This window comes from Granulicella sp. L46 (genome assembly GCF_009765785.1).
Classification (GTDB): Bacteria; Acidobacteriota; Terriglobia; order Terriglobales; family Acidobacteriaceae; genus Granulicella.
Genome location: NZ_LMUT01000009.1, coordinates 350,541 through 370,325, shown reverse-complemented (window position 1 = coordinate 370,325; position 19,785 = coordinate 350,541). Strand labels below are relative to the sequence as shown.

General features: G+C 59.0%; 13 protein-coding genes. 12 read left to right on the top strand and 1 reads right to left on the bottom strand.

All coding sequences use genetic code 11. The features are described from left to right. Positions 1 to 8: 8 nt before the first annotated feature. The 5 genes from GSQ80_RS08375 to GSQ80_RS08355 all read left to right on the top strand — a co-directional run bounded on the left by GSQ80_RS08375 (position 9) and on the right by GSQ80_RS08355 (position 3,736). Positions 9 to 476: a MarR family winged helix-turn-helix transcriptional regulator gene (locus GSQ80_RS08375; protein WP_158787181.1), complete on the top strand. Its 468-nt coding sequence runs from the start codon at positions 9 to 11 to the stop codon at positions 474 to 476. Between the two features lie 25 nt (positions 477 to 501). Next, positions 502 to 894, top strand: a complete 393-nt coding sequence (locus GSQ80_RS08370) for a DUF1398 family protein (protein ID WP_158787180.1) — start codon at positions 502 to 504, stop codon at positions 892 to 894. A 73-nt stretch (positions 895 to 967) separates the two neighbouring features. Next, a complete protein-coding gene (locus tag GSQ80_RS08365) occupies positions 968 to 1,513 on the top strand; it encodes a hypothetical protein (RefSeq protein ID WP_158787179.1) in 546 nt (181 codons plus the stop codon). A gap of 95 nt (positions 1,514 to 1,608) precedes the next feature. After that, positions 1,609 to 2,517, top strand: a complete 909-nt coding sequence (locus tag GSQ80_RS08360; RefSeq protein WP_158787178.1) for an NADP-dependent oxidoreductase — start codon at positions 1,609 to 1,611, stop codon at positions 2,515 to 2,517. A gap of 91 nt (positions 2,518 to 2,608) precedes the next feature. After that, positions 2,609 to 3,736, top strand: coding sequence for an acyltransferase (locus tag GSQ80_RS08355; RefSeq protein ID WP_158787177.1), 1,128 nt, complete (start codon positions 2,609 to 2,611; stop codon positions 3,734 to 3,736). A gap of 78 nt (positions 3,737 to 3,814) precedes the next feature. Here GSQ80_RS08355 and dnaA read toward each other — a convergent pair whose 3' ends face one another. Continuing rightward, complete coding sequence (gene dnaA, locus GSQ80_RS08350; RefSeq protein WP_158787176.1) at positions 3,815 to 5,227, bottom strand: chromosomal replication initiator protein DnaA; 1,413 nt, start codon at positions 5,225 to 5,227, stop codon at positions 3,815 to 3,817. Positions 5,228 to 5,763: 536 nt separating this feature from the next. Between dnaA and rpmH the strand changes: the two genes are divergently transcribed. The 7 genes from rpmH to GSQ80_RS08315 all read left to right on the top strand — a co-directional run bounded on the left by rpmH (position 5,764) and on the right by GSQ80_RS08315 (position 19,410). Then, positions 5,764 to 5,919, top strand: coding sequence for a 50S ribosomal protein L34 (rpmH, locus tag GSQ80_RS08345; RefSeq protein ID WP_158787175.1), 156 nt, complete (start codon positions 5,764 to 5,766; stop codon positions 5,917 to 5,919). Between the two features lie 139 nt (positions 5,920 to 6,058). Then, the gene (rnpA, locus tag GSQ80_RS08340; RefSeq protein ID WP_158787174.1) at positions 6,059 to 6,487 is read left to right on the top strand and encodes a ribonuclease P protein component; all 429 of its coding nucleotides are present in this window, start codon (positions 6,059 to 6,061) and stop codon (positions 6,485 to 6,487) included. Next, entirely contained in the window at positions 6,484 to 6,732 is a 249-nt protein-coding gene (gene yidD, locus GSQ80_RS08335) for a membrane protein insertion efficiency factor YidD (protein WP_158787173.1), read from the top strand. Before rnpA ends, yidD begins: the two co-directional genes overlap by 4 nt. A 106-nt stretch (positions 6,733 to 6,838) precedes the next feature. Beyond that, complete coding sequence (yidC, locus tag GSQ80_RS08330) at positions 6,839 to 8,671, top strand: membrane protein insertase YidC (protein WP_158787172.1); 1,833 nt, start codon at positions 6,839 to 6,841, stop codon at positions 8,669 to 8,671. A gap of 195 nt (positions 8,672 to 8,866) precedes the next feature. Further along, positions 8,867 to 9,436, top strand: a complete 570-nt coding sequence (locus GSQ80_RS08325) for a R3H domain-containing nucleic acid-binding protein (protein WP_158787171.1) — start codon at positions 8,867 to 8,869, stop codon at positions 9,434 to 9,436. A 643-nt stretch (positions 9,437 to 10,079) separates the two neighbouring features. After that, positions 10,080 to 11,261 carry a DNA polymerase III subunit beta gene (gene dnaN, locus GSQ80_RS08320; RefSeq protein ID WP_254059542.1) on the top strand — a complete coding sequence of 394 codons (1,182 nt, stop codon included), beginning with the start codon at positions 10,080 to 10,082 and terminating at the stop codon, positions 11,259 to 11,261. Positions 11,262 to 12,327: 1,066 nt separating this feature from the next. Beyond that, on the top strand, positions 12,328 to 19,410 hold the full coding sequence (locus GSQ80_RS08315) for an FG-GAP-like repeat-containing protein (RefSeq protein ID WP_158787169.1): 7,083 nt from the start codon (positions 12,328 to 12,330) through the stop codon (positions 19,408 to 19,410). Positions 19,411 to 19,785: the final 375 nt, after the last annotated feature.

Sequence of the window (19,785 nt, the reverse complement as noted above, 5' to 3'; positions counted from 1 at the left end):
CTTGGGATATGAAAACTGCAGAAACCAGGCCGCCCAGCAACCTCCACAGCCACATCGGCTTTTGGCTGCGCTACGTCTCCAACCACGTCTCACACGCCTTCGCGCAGAAGTTGCTGGACAGCGGCGTTACGGTGGCGGAGTGGGTGATCCTCCGCGAGATGTTCGACCGCGACGGAACCGCACCCAGCGACCTGGCAGAGCTAACCGGTCTCACCCGCGGCGCCATCTCTAAACTCGCCGACCGACTCATCGCCAAGCAACTTCTCGCTCGCACCCACGCCAGGGACGATCGCCGTTATCAAACCCTCGCGCTCACAACCGCCGGCCGCATCCTCGTCCCCACACTCGCAAACCTCGCAGACGAAAACGATGAGCAATTCTTCGCCGCGCTCTCGCCCAAGCAGCGCAAACGCCTTCTGAACACCCTCAAGAAACTGGTGCAAGCTAATCACCTCAGCACCCTGCCAACAGAATAGTTGGACCCTACCCAAGGAGAAAATCATGAACACAGATGTCATGCGTTCCACGCTGCACGAATCAGAGGCAGGCACGATCACCTTCCCCGCCGTGGTCGCAGCTCTTGCTGCAGAAAACATCGAAGGATATTACAAGGACCTGCTCCGCGGCGAAGTAACCTACTATCTTGCTGACGGCCACACGCACGTCGAACCGCTGACGCTCGCGGCGCATTCTGTCCCCGAGGCCTTCTCGGAAGACGCCCTGGTCCAGGCGATTCGCGCGGCGCAGAGGGATGAGGTGCGCTATCCAGAGTTCATCGCCCGTGCCATGGAGGCAGGAACCGCAGCGTACCGAGTCTTCATCAACAGTCGACGTGCGATCTACTTCGGCCGCAATGGCGACATTCACGTCGAACATTTCCTCGCGGAGAAATAGCTTTGCCCAGCACGTTGATGCCACGCAAGCAGAGACCGCACATCCGCAGCTTGACTTGCATACTGTTGGAAGCATGTTTATTGTCCGCGAGAGTGTCCTCGTCCACGCCCCCATCGATCGCCTCTTCCAGCTCTCCACGAACCTGGCGCTGGTGAGCGAGACATTGGCCATGAAGGCAATCGACACCGGAGTCTCCGGCGGCGTCACCACAGGGCACGTGGCCGCAAACTGCCGCGTAGTGTGGCGAGGATGGAAGTTTGGACTGCCCACGCAACACCACACGCTCATCACCGCCTTCATCCCGCCCCACGAACACCTCAGCCGCATCGGCCATCACGACATCACCGCGGAAGCTTTCTTCCAGGACACGCAAGAGCGCGGACACTTTGCTTTCTTCCAGCACGACCATCACTTTTCGGCGCTTGTGGACACAGCGTCCGGTACGCCGCTCACGGAACTTCGCGATGAGGTTAGCTTTGAGTTGCCGTTCGGGACCCTTGGGCGACTGACCGCCCGGTTGTTGCTCATACCCTACATTCACCGACAGTGCCGCAAGCGGTTTGGGCTTCTGAAAGAACTCGCGGAAGGCGAAGGTTGGCGTCCGTTTGTCGACGCGTAACTTCAGCCGCGTCCCCCGAGCCCTCTCCTCAGCAAGTTCACAGGCGCGAATCCATACTTCTGTCCCTCTGCATCTCAACCAAGAGAGGTGACGTCATGAAAGCAGTTATACTTCACGAATATGGTCCGCCGTCCAAGCTTGTGTATGAAGATTTCGACGATCCCGTTCCCGCCAGTGGCGAAGTCCTGGTACGAGTGCATGCAGTGAGCCTTAACCCTATCGACTGGAAGATGCGTTCCGGAGCCGCCAAGGATCGTTTCCCCGTCACCTTTCCCGCGATCCTCGGCCGCGACGTTGCCGGTATTGTCGCCAAACTCGGCGACGGTGTTGAGGGATTCAAGGTCGGCGACCGCGTCTTCGCGCTGTCCCACTCCACCTACGCAGAATTTTGTGTCGTCAAGGCAAGCGATCTCGCACTCATTCCAGAAGGACTCGAGATGACAACGGCCGGCGCGGTGCCATTGGTGTCGGTCACTGGTGATCAACTGATCCGCCGCGGAGCAAAGGTGCAGGCTGGCCAGACGATCATCCTTACCGGCGCACTCGGCTCAGTTGGCCGCTGCGCTCTCTTCGCCGCGCTCGAGATCGGCGCCAAAGTCATCGCGGGCGTTCGCAAGCAGCAAATCGACGAGGCGAAATCCCTCGGCGCCACGGCCGCGTTCGACACCGGCGACGACAAGGCCATCGCCTCAGTTGGCATCGTCGATGCGGTTGCCGACACCATCAATCACGACGTGGCCGCGAAACTCATCGGCAAGGTTAAACCGGGCGGGAACTTCGGTAGCGTGCTCGGGCCGCCGTCGAACGCCGCGCTGCACCCAACCGTCCAGGTGAACGCGATCGGGGCCATGCCTGATCCAAAGACGTTCGTTCACTACGGCGAGGCCATTCGCGACGGCAAGCTCAAGCTGCCCATCGACAGCCTGATGCCGTTGTCAGAAGCGGCCGCGGCACAAGCTCTCGCAGAAAAGGGCGGCGGCGGGAAGATCATCCTCACGGCGTAGGCGACTAGTCACCCATTGATCGCGACGCTTCGGGGATAATAGGACGTTCCTCCACGAAGCGATAGACAATGCGGCAATGGGTGAGCCGTGCATGACTGAACCTTCGACAGCATCCATCCAGCGACCGCGGCACATTCCCAGCCTCGACGGGCTGCGCGCGCTGTCGGTATTGCTCGTGATTGTGCTGCACACCCTGCTGCGCCACTCGCTCTATAAATTCATTCCATTTCCCTTACGCTTGCTGGGCAACGGCGCGCTCGGCGTCTTCATATTTTTCGTTATCTCCGGATTCCTCATCACCACACTGCTGCTGCGCGAACAAGACAAGACCCATGCCATCAGCCTGAGAAGTTTTTACCTGCGGCGAGCGTTTCGCATCCTGCCGCCGCTCTATGCCTATGTGCTCTTCCTCGCCGCTCTCGGCGCGACCGGGCACCTTCCAGGGATGAACCGTCACGAGCTGATAGCGGCGCTCACCCTGACGCGCAATTACGCCCACCACGTGGATCTATGGGCGATGGAGCACCTTTGGTCGCTATGCATCGAGGAGCAGTTCTACGTCCTCTGGCCGACCACGCTGGTACTGTGTCTCCTGCATCGCAGCGACGCGGTGGGCCGGCGCCGCGCATCTCGGATCGCGCTCGCAGTGCTCATCGCCGAGCCCTTCGTACGCATGATCTGTTTCCGCTACTTTCCCGCGTACCGCAACATGGGCATGTTCCACATGCAGGCGGACGGCCTGATGTTTGGCGCACTCGGCGCCCTGCAGCAAGGGCATGCCCGCTTCGAGCGAATCTACATCCGAGCAACCCGCTGGCCATGGCTTTTGCCCGCATCGATCTTCATCGTTCTCAACGCCCTCACCGTGCGATTTCAAAACTATTGGGATCTTCCGTTGGGCATGACACTCAACGGCTTCTTTGTCCTAATGTGGCTGTTGTGGCTGGTGCGAAATCCTGCAAGCCCACAGGGCCGCATCCTCAATCAACCCGTCGTCGCGTGGGTTGGACGCCTCTCCTACTCGCTGTACATCTGGCAGACGTTCTTCACCCACCCTCTCAACGTCGAGGTATTCGGGAGCAACGCCTGGTGGATCAACTTCCCCATCAGTTGGCTCTGGATTCTTGGCGCGGCGGTCATCTCCTTCTACGGCATCGAGCGCCCAGCACTGCGACTCCGCGACGTCTGCCTCCGCCGCATGCACTGGCACGAAATCTAACTCGCGACCCCAAAAACACGAAGGCCGCCATCCCTGGCGGCCCTCGCTCTTCCCTATCCTCTACACTCGGTCCCCTGCCTACCCAAGCGTCTCCATCAGCTTATTGACAGTGCGATTGAGGTCCTTGTCAGTCCGCCGCTGAGTATCAATCTTGGCGATTGAGTGCATCACGGTGGTGTGGTGTTTGCCACCGAACTGCCGCCCAATTTCAGGCAGGCTAGCCTCGGTCAACTGCTTGGCAAGATACATAGCGATCTGCCGCGGCACCACGATCTGCCGCGAGTTATTCTTCTGCTTCAACTCCGCAACCCGCATGCCGAAGCTTTCCGCAACGGCCCGCTGAATCGCCTCAATCGTGATCTTGCGAACCTGTGTGTCGATGAACTGCTTCAGGCACTGCTGCGCTGTCGGCAGCGTAATCTCCACGCCATGCAGCGAGCACCACGCAATCAACCGCACCAGCGCACCCTCAAGCTCACGCACATTGGTCCGCACATTGCCAGCGATGAACAGCGCCACATCGGTCGGCAGGACAGTCTGCTCAAGCTCCGCCTTGCGCTGCAGGATGGCAACCTTGGTCTCGAGATCCGGCGGCTGAATGTCGACCACCAGGCCCCACTCAAAGCGCGAGCGCAAGCGATCTTCAAAATCGTTCAGCTCCTTGGGAGGACGGTCGCTCGCCACCACGATCTGCTTGCTCTGCTCATGCAGCGCGTTGAAGGTGTGGAAGAACTCCTCCTGCGTGCGCTCCTTGCCGGCGAGGAACTGGATGTCATCGATCAGCAGCACGTCCACCGTGCGGTACTTATCGCGGAACCCGGTCATCTTGTCGTAGCGCACCGAGTTGATCATCTCGTTGGTAAACTTCTCGCCCGACACATAGCTGACCGAAGCGAGAGGATTGCGTGCCTTTACGAGGTGTCCGATGGCCTGCATCAGATGCGTTTTCCCGAGCCCAACGCCGCCGTAGACGAACAACGGGTTGTAAGCCTTGGACGGGCGCTCGGCGACAGCCTGCGCGGCCGCCTGTGCGAACTGGTTGCCGCTGCCGATCACGAAAGAATCGAACTGGTAGCGCGGATTCAACTGCGCGGCCGTGTTCCAGTCGAAGCGCGACTGCTCAGGGCCTGCTGGCATGGAATTGCCATTGCCGCGGCGCGGCGCATTCTGGCTGTGGCTGGGCTGCGGCGCAAAGCCGCCATCCTCACGCACGCGTACCGGAGCTTCCTGCGGAGGCACCTGGAAGACCACCTGGTCAATCTCGAGGCCGAGGTTATCAATCGCCTCGCCGATCAGATCGCCATACCGGTCGCCGATATGCTGGAACTCTTCGGAGGGAATTCTTACATGCAGTGTGCGTCCGCTGATGTGGGAGAAGCGCGTCGGTTTCAACCATGTCTCAAAGCTCTGCCGGTTGATTTTTTTCTCGAGCGCACCCAGAATCCGAACCCACTGGTTCAGTACGGCTGCCGGGACTGGAACAAATGACATCGCTTAAGTCTTCCTTACTTTCCTGTTATCGTCCACCGTTGCGTGCTCCGCACGGCGATATTCAAAAAAAGAGGCAAAAAAAGTCCATCTTCGCGGTCCACTCGCAAAGCGTGCCCATCCTGAAATGCCGTTGAAACCCATCGCCGTACTTCGCGTTGGAGGAGTGTAGCAATAACAAGGCCCGTTGGATATTTTTAGCCGTGAGCCAATTCACGCATCACGGGAACGGAATCGATACTAGCACGCCAACCCATCCTCTCTGGCAAGCGAAATTAACCAAAATGAGAAACTTTTTTTGAGTTGCACCATCCATTGTGAAGAATCCATGAACGGCTTTCGGTAACCGGATCGGTCAACTCTTCCGACACCTTCCGCGCGGTATTTCGTTGCCGGTTTTCCTCAAGTCAGATATACTCAAGACTTGCTGTCGAGTGGGCCGTTACAGCCCCTCCAGTGTCTTACGCCGGATATATCGGCATTCGCGAATGCGATTGAGACCAGCAGACATCTTCGAAATTTGATACAGGACAAACATCATGCCTAAGCGCACCTTCCAACCCAATCGCCGCCGTCGCAGCAAGGTCCACGGCTTCCTCGTTCGCATGGCCTCCAAGGCCGGAGCCGCTGTTCTCAGCCGCCGCCGCGCCAAGGGTCGTCACAAGATCGCCGTCTCCGCAGGCTTCCGCGACTAGTCGCGCTGTTACGCGCAATGTCCAACAGCGCGCTCATGGGAGCACTCCCTTTGAGCGCGTTTCTGTGTTCAGCCCGCGTTTCTGTCGTCAGCCCGCGTCTCTCCAGTCAGCACTTCGTTGAATTCGCGGTTACCCTTCCATGACCTCCTCGACCGCGCACCGTCTCTGCAAACACGCCGACTACCAGATCGTCTACAAGGCTGGTCGCAAGCAGTTCGGCAAGCAGCTCGCCTACTTCCATGCCGTGCGCCCGGCAGATCGACGGTCAGCGACCGCGGGTCCGCGCATTGGCCTGACCGTCCCCAAAGCTCTCGGTAAGGCTGTTGATCGCAATCGCATCAAGCGCCGTCTGCGCGAAGCCGTCCGTGCTGCCCTCCCCCTGCTCAGCGCGCCAGTCGACGTCATTCTGCATCCGCGCCGCAGCGTCATCGACCTGGAGTTCGCCCAGCTCAAGCGCGAGGTCGCCACGATCTTCCGCAGCGTCCAGGCGGCCTACGACCGCGGCGGCCAAACCCGCAGCACCCCGTGCGAGCCCTCAGCTTCCGTAGCCATTTCAACCCCCTTATGACAGACCCTCCCGCCAGCCCGCGCCGGGAACGGACCGCCGCCGCGCTGCTCGCGTTCTACAAGCGCGGCGTGTCTCCCTTGTTGCACGTCTTTGCGGTCACCCAGTGCAAGTACCTTCCCACCTGCAGCGAGTACGCGTACGTAGCGGTCGTCCGCCACGGCTGGCTTCGCGGAAGCTGGCTTGCCCTGCGCCGCATCGCCCGCTGCCATCCCTTCGCATCCGGCGGCCACGACCCAGTCCCCTAACCCCGAATCCGCGCCCCAACGGATCAAATCGCCACTCTCACCATTTACCATTAGAAGTTGACTGGCCGTGAACCCATACCGGCCTTGGAAAGCGTAGGAATCCCTCTTGCCAGAGTTTCGTAATCCCAATCAGGGCGGTGGTGGTGGAAGCCAGGACAACCGCTCTCTTTTTCTCATGCTGATCGTCGGCCTCGGCGTTGTCTTAGGTATGCAGTATTGGCGCGCACAGAAAAACCCCGCCCTGGAGTCGCCCGAGCATCCTGCTGCCGTCACCGCGCCAGCAACCGCCGGCACCTCTTCGGCCACATCCCCGACTGCAGGCACGTCAGCAGCTGCCTCGGCCACGCCAGTAGTCGTCGCCGCTGCCCAGAGCTCGACCACAGTAGAGAACACCCTCTACAAGATCACATTCTCCAACCAGGGCGGCCAGGTCACCTCCTGGATCCTCAAGAAGTACAAGGACAATTCCGGACATCCGCTGGACATGGTGCATGACGGCGCGGCCAACCTCTACGGCTATCCCCTCTCGCTCTATACCTACGACGACGGCCTGACCAAACAGCTCGCGAGCGCCCTCTACGTCCCGTCAGCCACCGGAACGCTGCAAGCGCCGGCCTCGCTCACCTTCAAGTACTCCCAGGGCAATCTCTCGGTCACCAAGACCTTCACCTTCACCGACACCTACGTGATCCACGCCGACACCGAGGTCCTCCGCGACGGCGCTCCCATCCGCGCGCTGCTCTCCTGGCCCGCCGGCCTCGGCGACATGGAGACAGCGTCGACCTACGTAGGCGCGCAGATCGACACCAGCTCCAACGGCAAGACCGACCACCTCTCCTTCAAGAAGATCTCCGGCGGCGCTACCCTCAACGGCCCCTTCGACTTCGCCGCCCTCAGCGATCAATACTTCGGCGCCGTCTTCATGCCCGACAAGCCCGACGATGCCTCGATCGTCACGTTCCAGCACAAGATCGACATCGCCAAGGTGACGGCGAGCAGCGCCAAAGGTGCAGCGCCAGCCTCCAAGGAGCTGCCCATCCTCGGCACCGCCCTCGGCTCCACCACTGGCCACACGGCAACCAGCATCTTCGTCGGTCCCAAAGCAGTCGAAGTCCTCAAGAACGTCCACACCGCAGACGGCGGGAACCTCGAACCCCTCCTCGACTTCGGCTTCTTCGGCCCCATCGGCAAGTACCTCTTCCTCGGCCTGCGCGCGGTGCACTCCTGGATCGCGCCGCATGATGCCGGCGTACACAACTACTCGTGGGGATGGGCCATCATCATCTTCACCGTCATGATCAACGTGGTGCTTCTACCCCTGCGCATCCAGGGCATGAAGTCCGCGCTCAAGATGCAGCGCATCCAGCCCCAGGTCGACGCCATCAAGGCCAAGTACAAGAACCCCAAACCCACCGACCCCAAGGCCGCCGAGATGAACGCCGAGGTCATGGCCATGCAGAAGGCTAACGGTGTCAGCATGCTGGGCGGCTGCATCCCGTCGCTCATCCAGCTCCCCCTGCTCTTCGCCTTCTTCACCATGATGACCAAGGTCGTCGAGCTCCGCCAGGCGCACTTCTTCTGGCTGCCAGACCTCTCCGCCGCCGACCCCTACCACATCCTTCCCATCCTGATGGTCGCCACCTCGTTCCTGGCGCAGTTCTACACGCCTTCTCCGGGTGTCGATCCGCAACAGCAGAAGATGATGGCCTTCGTCATGCCCCTCTTCTCCGGCTACCTCACCTGGCAGTACGCATCGGGTCTTGCCCTCTACTGGAACGTCGGAAACCTGGTCATGATTGCCACGCAGTTGGTGATGAACCAGACCTCCCTCGGTCGCGAGATGAAGGAGATCGCCGCCAAGCGAGCCCGCCGCAAGGTGGCCGCTCCCAAGCCGGGGCAGCGCGCGACAACAGCCAAAACCATCCAGGGTCGAAAGTAATTTCCATCCCGCACAAACGATTGTGCATTGAGCTTCAGCAGGTTGGAAGCTGCTTGCGCCCCTTTACCAGATTTTCACGACATCAACAACTGTCATTAAGTGTCATAATCTCGTAGTACGGGCTCTGGCTCGTAAACTGCTTCACTTTTCTCGGTTTTGTCGATCTTGTTCTCCCCTTCGAAGGACTGATTGAGTATGGATGATTTATCGGTAGCTGCAGAAAAGGTTGCATCCCTCATGAGGCTGTTGACCACCACAGGAGGACTGCGCCTGAAGTACCGGATCACGGCCGGAGCCGGGGCGGTGGATCCCGACGGCTTTGAGCGCCGCGACATCTACGTCGAGTGCAAGGGCCCTGACAGCGATCTTCTTCTGAGCAGCGATGGAGAGCTTCTGCGCTCCCTCGAGCACCTCTCCGCGAAGATGCTCCGCCTGGAGCCCGAGGATCACGATCGCGTCTCCTTCGACGCCAACGGCTACAAGGCAGCCCGCGCCCGCATCCTCCGCGATGCCGCCGACGCGGCCATCGAAGAGGTCGAGGACACCGGCGAGCCCTTCCGTTTCCAGCCGATGAACTCCCGCGAGCGCCGCATGCTGCATCTCTTCCTCCGCGACTCTGGCCTGCAGACCGCCAGCTCCGGCGAAGGTCCGCGCCGATTCGTCGTCCTCTACCCCGAGGGCTACCGCATCCCTCCAGAGCGCCCCTACGATCGTCAGGACAGCCGCGGCCGCTCCCGTCAACGCACCTCGTCGAACCGGTACTAACCTTCCCCCTCTGCCCTCACCTCTACGCTCAGCGCCCACGCGCCAGGCCCCGATTTCCTCGCGCCCGTGGATCCCTGTACAAAATCAGGCCGTACGATTCGCCACGATCCACGCGGTTTTGGACGATCCCCGCACATACCCGCCCGGTTTAACTCACCGCCTCGACGGAGGGCCTGTGCGTAGATTGGAAAACCCCTCTCCAATCGCCACTCCCTGTCCTGTCTTCCCTGTTACAGTCTCCGCACCTGCCCGGTTTTGGAAACCGTGTACCCACTTCCTGCCCAATGGGCATGGGAATTTAGCCCGCTTATCCACTCTTCCACCCACAACGAGTACTACTACTAGAAATATCTACTCTTTCACTCTGTTTCTTAGAAGCATTCTCCCGCCAGGCATTTCCAGTTTCACCAACGCATCATCCGTCCCACGCAAAGCACTCTCGCCGTGCGCGCAGCACCGCAGGATCACACAAGATGCCCCCTGAAATTCACAGGGTGTACGCCTCGCACGAACCCCCTCGCACAACCTAGAATCAGGGTGTTGCTCTAAGCAAATTCCGAGGGGAGACCTACCTATGTCCACCACCGCCCTCACACCGGCAGAGCAATCTGCCGCAGCGCAAGAGCAAGGGAGAGCCACCATCGTGTCTACCGCCGCCATCACCCCCGAAGCCGTCCCCACTGGCAATCTCGAGATCACGGTCTCCCGCGCCGAACTCCTCCGCGAGCTCACGGCCGCACAATCCGTCGTTGAGCGCAAGACCACCATCCCGATCCTCTCGAACTTCCTCTTCGAAGCCACCGTCGACGAGCTCGGCGCAGGCAAGCTCACCATCACCGCCACCGATCTCGACCAATCGCTCCGCACGTCCTGCGCCGCGAAGGTCAAGAAGCCCGGCGCCTGCACCATCCCCGCGCGCAAGCTCTACGACTACATCAAGCTCCTCGGCGACGGCGACATCTCGCTCAAGCTCATGGACAACCACTGGGTCCAGATCAAGTCCGGCCGCTCGAACACCAAGATGGTCGGCATGGCCCGCGCCAACTTCCCCCAGGTGCCCGAATTCCCCGCCGCCGGCGCCTACAAAATCTCCTCGTCCGCACTCGCCAACATGATCGCGAAAACGATCTTCGCCATCTCCAACGAAGAATCCCGCTACACCCTCAACGGCGCCCTCCTCGTCCTCAAGGCAGAGTCCATGGCCATGGTCGCCACCGACGGCCACCGTCTCGCCCACATCGAAAAGCTCGGCGAAAACCTCGAAGGCATCTCCGGCGAAAAGAAAACCCTCATCCCCCGCAAAGCCCTCGCGGAGCTCTCCAGCCTGCTAGCCTCCTCGGACGCCACTACCCTCGAGTTCGGCGACGACGACCAGACCCTCTTCTTCAAAGTCGGAGGCCGCGTCCTCACCAGCCGCAAGCTCACCGGGCAGTTCCCCAACTACGAAGCCGTCCTCCCGCGCGACAACACCAAGTTCGTCATCGTCCGCAGCGAAGACCTGATGGCCAGCATCCAGCGCGTAGCCCAGTTCGCCGACGAGCGTTCCGGCGCCATCAAGATCCGCCTCGAACAGAACGAGCTCAAGCTCAGCGCCCAGTCCACCGACGCCGGCGAATCCGAAGACATCATCGAAACCCCCTACAACTACGACCCCCTAGTCGTAGGCTTCAACAGCTCCTACCTGGTCGACTTCCTCCGCGCCACAGGCGTTCAAGGCGAAGTCCGCCTCGAGTTCAAAGACGCCCAGTCCGCCGGCCAGATGCGCCCCGAAGACGCCAACGAAGACGTCAAGTACCGCTACATCCTAATGCCCATGCGCATCTGAGGTCCTACGCGCACGGCGAGGTGTCAGTTTCACCATAATGTGGCCACGGTGGCCAGATTATGCAGAGTACCTAGAAATACTTCTCCATTTATTCGCTTTCTAATCTTGTGTCACGCTGCTGCATTATTAGTCGGCAGAGTTTCTTCCTGTCGTATTTTTCGCAAGATCCTCTCAATCCAGGTTATTCCTAGATAAGGCGCATTGGGAACAGCCCTGTATACATTCCGTATCGATGGTTGGATTCCCCTTGCTAGCAACTTTTCAATCACTTGCCTAACGTGTGCTTCTGCGGCATTCAAACTCGATTCCGACCCATGATCCCAGGTTTCTTTACAGAGTGCTTTCGCTTTCGCATAAAGATCTGGAAAGTGGTTTCTAATTCGAGACCTGATCCACCCTGTAGCGTCCTCGACAGTTTTCCACCTCATATTAGGCTGCTCTAAACACCCCTCGATCAAGGAACGAACACAGTCTCGTTCTTTCTCCAGCCTCATCCTGTATCGCTTACGCAAGGATTTACAAAGTTCTTCATCCACTGACCGAAGCTGATCACTAGATCTCAGACCCAAACGAACACGCAACTCTTCGATGCTGGGTGCTGGCTCCTCCGTTAGCGCCAGCGAGAGCACTCCCTTCCGCTGCAGCGAAACACGTCTCCGATGACCCGCCCGCTTCTCGGTGATCTTCTTGCATATCTCTGGAGCCACGTCTCGTAGGGATCCAGCGGCAGCATAACCGAGACCATGCGCAATCTCCTCAATTGCTCTTGGGGAATCCTTCGACAACTCAGTTTGCAATGCGGCTTGAAGATCAATCTTGGAGATACCGCTGGAAACCGTCCACTTCTGTCGACCGGTCCGAATGGCCGCGCGATAATTTTGCCCTATCGTATCGCATACCCGGAACGAACTCTATGGATACAACGGAACATCGCAGCAAGGCTCATAGGGTGTCGAACGGGTTGGATTTCTATTGAGAAAAGAGTGCTGCACCCTGCGATAATTTGGAAATACCAGCAGACCGTTATCCGGACGACCACAACAGAGCTGCACGGGGCAGGTAACGCATGATTGCAGGGATTCACCGGGATTGGCTTGTAGCGGGTTCGTCGGACACTTCGGCATGTGGACATCGCAGAGAACATGGCATCAGCAGCCAGTGGCTTTGTCGGCTGGCGTTTGTTATCCCGCTGACATTCTTTCCCCTCGGCGGATGGATTTCGTCCTTCGCCCAGCAGCCTCTCCAGGTTCTTCACCATCATGTACGGCCCGCGGTTTCGGATGGGCGCGCGGCACTGCTGAGCCCTCTGGCAGCGGACCAACAGCTTCATATTTCGATCGTATTACCGCTCCGGAACCAGACCGCGCTCACCAGTCTGCTGAGCCGTTTGTACGATCCGAAGGATCCTGACTATCGTCACTTCCTGACCGTGGGGCAGTTTACGCAGCAGTTCGGTCCTACAGCGGACGACTACCAGGAAGTCGTGGCGTTTGCCAGGTCCAATGGGTTTGTCGTGGGGCAAAGCACCGCTAACCGGCTCACCGTACCCATGAGCGGCACAGTGGCACAGATTAACCGAGCTTTTCATGTTTCCATGAATGTGTACCAGCATCCGACAGAAAGCCGCACGTTCTACTCTCCAGACCGAGAGCCATCTCTCAATCTTGGTGTGGCGGTTGCACGTGTCGCGGGCCTGAACAATTACTCGCTGCCGCAGCCGATGGTGAAGAGAGCCGTTAGCGGACAGCATCCGAATATCGTGAATGGATCAGGTCCTGGAGGCTCCTACCTGGCGAGTGACATGCGGGCAGCCTACTATGGCGGAACGACGTTGACAGGCAACGGGCAGACTGTGGGTCTGTTTGAGTTCGATGGCTTCGATCTAAGCGGGGTCGAAAGCACCTTCAGCACCGCTGGGCAGAGTTTCACCGTGCCGATCAACGAGGTACTGCTGGATGGTGAAACGGGAGCTCCAGGATATGCTGGCTCCTCTAGCGACGCAGAGGAGACGCTCGATATCGTTCAGGCAATCGGGATGGCACCGGGGCTCAGTCAGGTGCGCGTCTACATCGGAGAAGTGGATGCCGACATCCTCAACTCCATGGTGTCGGAAAATCAGGCACAGCAGATCAGTTGCTCCTGGAGCTGGTTGCCGGATAGCCCGACCGCAAACGACTCGTTCTTTCAGGAGATGGCAGCGCAAGGTCAGAGCTTCTTTACAGCCTCTGGAGACGACGGTGCTTTCGATGCCGCCATCAGCCCCTCTTTTTATCCCCAGGAAGATCAATTTGTAACAGCAGTCGGAGCGACGACCCTCTCGACCATCTCGGTCGGGGGGAGCTGGAGCTCAGAGGTCGTATGGAACGATAACGGTCACGGCAGTGCAGGAGGGATAAGCCCGGACGGACTCGGTATCCCAGGCTGGCAGGTGGGTCTCGCTAACTCTGCCAACGGAGGGTCCGCAACGCTTCGCAACGTACCGGATGTCGCAATGGAAGGGGATTTCGACAACTACCTCTGCGCCGACGGGACATGCTTCGGAGACGCGGGGGGAACCAGCTTTGCGGCCCCGCGCTGGGCAGGGTTCATGGCCCTCGTGAACCAACAGGCCGTTGAGGCCAACAACGCGCCAGCCGGCGGCATCGGCTTTCTTAACCCGCCCCTTTATGCGTTAGCTCAAGGAACTGGCGCCGCAAACGATCTGCACGACATCACCAGCGGAAACAACGATACCGATAACCAACCCGTCTTTTATAACGCTGTACCTGGCTATGACCTCACCACCGGCTGGGGAAGTCCCGCAGGACAGAGCCTGATCGACGATCTTGCCGGCCCGCAGATCCCCGGCTTCTGGCTCGCAGCCACGCAGGGAACGATCTCGGAAAACCCGGGAGGCTCAGCTTCCACAAATATCAATGTCACCGACGCTGGCGGCTTTTCGGGCCCGGTGAATCTGGCTGTGACCTCACAACTGCCGGAAGGCACCACGGCTTCGTTTTCTCCGAACCCGGCAAGCAATGCATCCACCCTGACAGTCTCTTCGACCAGTACAGCTACAGTGGGAACCGGGCCGATTACGATCACCGGCACCTCCGGTACGCTAACCGCGTCCACAAACGTATCTCTCGCCATACAAACGCCGAGCTTCAGTCTCACCGCCACGACCGTGTCTTCAGGCGCGCGTGTTTTGGTTCCCAACGTCAATCAGGGGGGCACCGGGAAGTCGGCCATCACCGTCGTTCCCAGGTATGGATTCACCGGGTCAGTGGCCTTAGCCGTCTCCGGATTGCCGAGCGGCGTAACAGCTACTTTTACAGGGAGCCCAACCACCAGCACAGCCTCTCTCAATGTTTCTGTAAGCGCCAGCGCCGCGCCGGGTACAACCCTCATCACCATTACCGGGACATCGGGCGGCGTAACGGCGAGCACTACGGCCTCCCTGACGATCAATGCGCCGGGGCTCGAGCTCACCAGCACAGGAAGCCTGAGCATTGGCCAGGGAATGTCGGGGACGATCATCGTCAACACTCTTATATCCGATGGTCTTACTGGCAATGTAAGTCTGAGCGTCTCAGGTCTTCCCAGTGGCGTGACAGCCTCATTCTCCCCTACTGCATCGGGCGCATCCGTGCTGACCCTGAATGTCGGCAGCGCAGTCGTACCGGGCACATACTCACTGACCGTCACAGGCACTCTGGGCACGTATACATCGACGACCACGATTGCACTTGGGGTCTACGTGCCGACCTTCACTGTGAACGTGGCAGGGTCTTCTACCATCTCTATGGGACAGGGCACAACCTTGAGCGGATTGCTCTTCATAACCGATGAGTATGGGTTTACAGGGAGCGTCAGTGTGTCGGTTTCGGGTCTTCCAAGTGGCGTCACGGCCTCGTTCTCGCAGAACCCTGTCGCAAGCCAAAGTCAATTTACCCTGACCGTGGCGAACACTACTGCTTTGGGACAGTATCCCTTAACCATCGTTGGAACCTCGGGCGGCCAGACCTCCACGACTTCGATCACCCTGGTGATCGCTGCGCCAAGTTTTACTCTCAGCTCCAATCGAGATAACGCCTTCCTCGGACAGGGCACGACCTCCAGCTTCTTCCTCGTTGTGAATTCGACCACTGGCTTCAACGGCAGCGTCAGCTTCTCCATCAGCGGTCTTCCCAGCGGCGTCACCGCGGCTTTTTCACCCACGCCATCGGCCGTCGGATCTACCACACTGACATTGACCCTATCGAGCAGCGTCTCCCCCGGACAGTATGCGCTGACGATTACGGGGACCTCGGGCACTCTGACGGCTTCCACAACTGTCTATATAGGTGTCTATGCCCCCACCTTTACCCTCAGTGTGCCCGGCATTGGGTTCGAGGTCGGACAAGGGAGCAATGCGACGGGAACAGTTACGGTCAACCCGCAGAACGGTTTCACCAGCGCGGTCAACCTCGCTGTCTCCGGCCTGCCCAACGGAGCGACCGCTTCCTTTTCTCCCAACCCAACCACCGGCAGCAGCACGATGACCGTGACAGCCTCACCCACTACCCCGGTAGGCCTGTACACCCTAACCTATACCGGAACCTCCGGCAATCAGACCGTAACGCATGAAAGTACTTTGAGCGTACAGGCACCTTTTTTCACGATCGGCGGCGGCGGTGCGGGTAATGTCATCCAGGGATCGTCAACTGCCATCCCACTCGAGGTGCAGCCAGATCTGGGGTTCACAGGCAGCGTGTCCTTTTCGATTGCGGGTCTGCCTGCTGGCGTGACCGCATCCTTTTCGCCAAATCCCACCACCAAGTCCAGCACCATGACGATTACGGCTGGCAGTTCGGCGCTCGTGGGGGTGTACAACCTCACCATCACTGGCACATCAGGTTCAGCTGTGACGACCACTCCCCTGCAGCTAAGCGTGCTCGCGCCCACCTTCTCTGTCTCGTCAACGTCCGCCGGCATCACCCTTCACCAGGGAGGGACAGCGACCGCCATCCTGTACGCCTCGTCACCGGCTCCGTTGCCATCCGGCGTAACTCTGGCCGCATCCGCTCTAACCTCCGGAGTGACCGCCTCGTTTTCTCCCGATCCCACCAACTTCACCAGCACCATGACCGTGAGCGCAAGCAGCGCAGCTCCTCTCGGTACCTCCTCGGTTATCGTCACCGGAACCTGTTGCGGATTGACGGCCAGCACCACGGTTCCTGTAACGGTGGTCGGTCCACAGTCGGTTACCTCAACCTCGCTCTCACTCACTGCGAGCGGAGCTCCGATCACGTCGGTGAATCTGGGGACAACAGTCACAGCTACCGCGACCGTCTCTACAGGCTCAACGTCGTTGACGACCGGGCAGGTGAACTTCTGCGATGCCACAGCGCTCTACTGTGATTCGATCCACAGGCTTGGCAGCGCGCAACTCACCAGTTCAGGAACGGCGGTCCTTCGATTCGTCCCGGGCATCGGCAGTCACAGCATCAAGGCTGTATTCATGTCATCGAACGAGAACGCCGCAAGCGCATCCGCTCCATCTGATTTCACCGTGACCTCATCGCTGCCCACCACCACAACCATCACCCAGGCTGGCAGTATCGGCAACTACACGTTGACGGCCACCGTCACCGCGGAAGGAGCCATCGCACCAACCGGCAACGTATCTTTCGTGGATTCCACCAACGGCAACCAGCAACTCGCGCAGGCGGCTTTGCAAAATGCCACCGCGACCTCCAGCATGACAATCGCTCAATCGCCCGCCGTAGGGCAGAATCCTTCTTCCGTTGTGACGGCCGATTTCAACGGAGATGGGATACCGGACTTGGCCGTATTGAATGAGCTCGGCCATTCGATCACCATTCTTCTGGGAAAAGGGGATGGCACCTTTCAAGCGGCTACCAATACGCTCCAACTTTCCTCCCAGGGCAGTGGACCCTTGATGGCCGTGGTCGGAGACTTTAATCGGGATGGCAATGCCGATCTGGCCGTGGTGATGGGAAACAGCAGCACGATCGCTGTCTTTTTGGGCCATGGAGATGGAACATTTGCTCCGGCAATCCTTAATTCGCAAGCCGCCTCAGTTTCTTACTTGCTCGTTGTAGCAGACTTCAACGGTGACGGTATTGAGGATCTGGCCGTCGAAAATTCGAACTCCGGCAGTGGTTCCATTTCTATCCTGCTCGGTAACGGTGACGGCACCTTCAATGCGCCCACCGTCGTGGTATCTGGCATCATCTCGCCCGCAGATCTAGTTGAAGCTGACTTCAACGGTGACGGCATCCCTGACCTTGCCTTTGTAAACGGAGGTGTGCCGAGCTCGGTCGTGGTCTTACTCGGCAACGGAGATGGAACGTTCAAGACTCTGCCCGCAGTATCGACGCCAGGATATCTGACATACATCGCCGTCGGTGACTTCAATCAGGACGGGAAGCCGGATATCTTTGCATTCGCCGCGAATGGCACGACGACCCTGCTGGGCAATGGGGACGGCACATTCAGCGCAGCAGCAAGCGCCCAGCCGATCATCAGTCCGACCCCTCAAGGCATCGCCGTCGCTGACTTCAATGGCGATGGAAAGCCTGACATCGCATTGCTGTTTCAAGATGTTTCCACTGTCTACACCTTGCTTGGCAATGGGGACGGCACGTTTGGTGCTGCGGTCACTATTCCTTTGCCAGCAGGGGCTGAACCCTCGGCGATCGTCGCTGGTGACTGGGATGGAGACGGCATCCCGGACGTGGCCACAGCGAATGAGAATCTCAACTCGATCACCTCGTTAACGTCGCTACGAACGCAGCAGGTTACAGCCACAGCAACGAACATCTCTCCTGTTGGAGTAGGCCAGCATCTAGTGGACGCTGCTTACTCAGGGGATTCTGACTACACCGGCAGCATCTCCGGTACGATCGCACTTTCCGGGCCCATCGCGCAGACGATCAGCTTCCCGCAACCAACGGCCAGAAGCGTTGGTGAGCAAATGACGCTGACAGCGACAGCGAGTTCAGGGCTACCCGTAACGTTCTCAATCCTCAGCGGACCGGCCACATTGAGCGGCACGAACAACGCGACGATCACCTACACCGCTGCTGGCACCGTTGTCATTGAAGCCATCCAGTCCGGAAACGGTACCTACTCTGCAGCGACGCCGGTAACGCAAAGCTTCAGCGTGACCTCAAGCGCGCAGACGATCACCTTTGGGGTTCTCCCGACCACAGCCTTTACAAGCACTCCACCGGCACTGAACGCGACTGCAAGCTCTGGGCTGACTGTCAGCTATGCCTCAACGACACAATCTGTGTGCACCGTGACGGGCGGCAAAATCACCTTCGTCACAGCAGGAACCTGCACCGTCACGGCGTCCCAGCCAGGAAACACCAGCTATGCCGCAGCGACACCTGTGACACAGAGCTTCGCGGTAACGGCGACTACACAGACGATTACCTTCGCCGCTCTCCCGAATACAACTCTTGCCAGTTCGCCGCTAACGCTGACTGCGACTGCAAGCTCAGGCCTGACTGTCTCATACACGTCCACCACTTCAAGTGTGTGCAGCGTATCCGGGAGCACTCTTACGTTGATTGCGGCTGGTACATGCTCGATCACCGCTTCGCAGGCAGGAAATACGAGCTTCGCCGCCGCAACATCCGTGACGCAGAGTTTCACAGTTACTGGCCTCGACTTCACAATGCAGGTGTTCGGCGCGTCAACGCTGTCGGTGTCTTCTGGAAGTTCGGCTACGTATACGCTCGCGGTCGCACCGTCGGGCGGCTCGTATCCAGGCACTGTGAGCTTTGCCGTTACAGGTCTGCCGACTGGTGCAGCTGCTACTGTGAGCCCCACCACTCTCTCCAGCACGAGTGGAGCTCAAACGGTATCCGTAACGGTTAGCACTGTATCCACGGTCGCTAGCAATTCGTCCAAGGGCGTTCCACCTTGGTCTTTGGCACTGCTGATTTTGCCGCTGGTAGGTTTGCGCTACTCGCGTAAGCGAATTGCACAGCGACTTTGCTTACTACTGATGCTCGCCATCGGCGGATTCGCTACGGGCGGCTGCAGCTCAAATGCGAGCTTGGGTAAGGTCGCATCCGGCTCTTATCCGATCACTATTACGGGAACCAGCGGTACCGTCCAACATGTGGCAACGGTGACGCTGATCGTTCAGTAGTTGAGCACCTAAGCTGCAGATGAGGATCGATAGCGATAAGCGACATATCGTTATCGATCCTCTGAGGTCGCCGTAAAACGAAGTCTGTTCCACTTACTTCTGGTCCTGAATCTCCCTACGTTTAGCAGCTTCTCACTGCGACGGTAACCTTGAAAGAGGAGCTATGCCAGTGAGGCGCAAGGTTATTCTCCAGCGTCCTGATCTTCGGGATCGATCCATCTACAGGTTCGAATTCCAGGTTTCGAAGAGTTCTGGCGCGTTCTCAACGCTTGCGTAAGGTTTGTCCTGAGAAGCGCTGTGAACACGCGTCGGATCTAAGTTGTGCAAATAGTGAGCTTAGGCTGCTTCGTTCCGATGTTCCGATTCGATCAACCC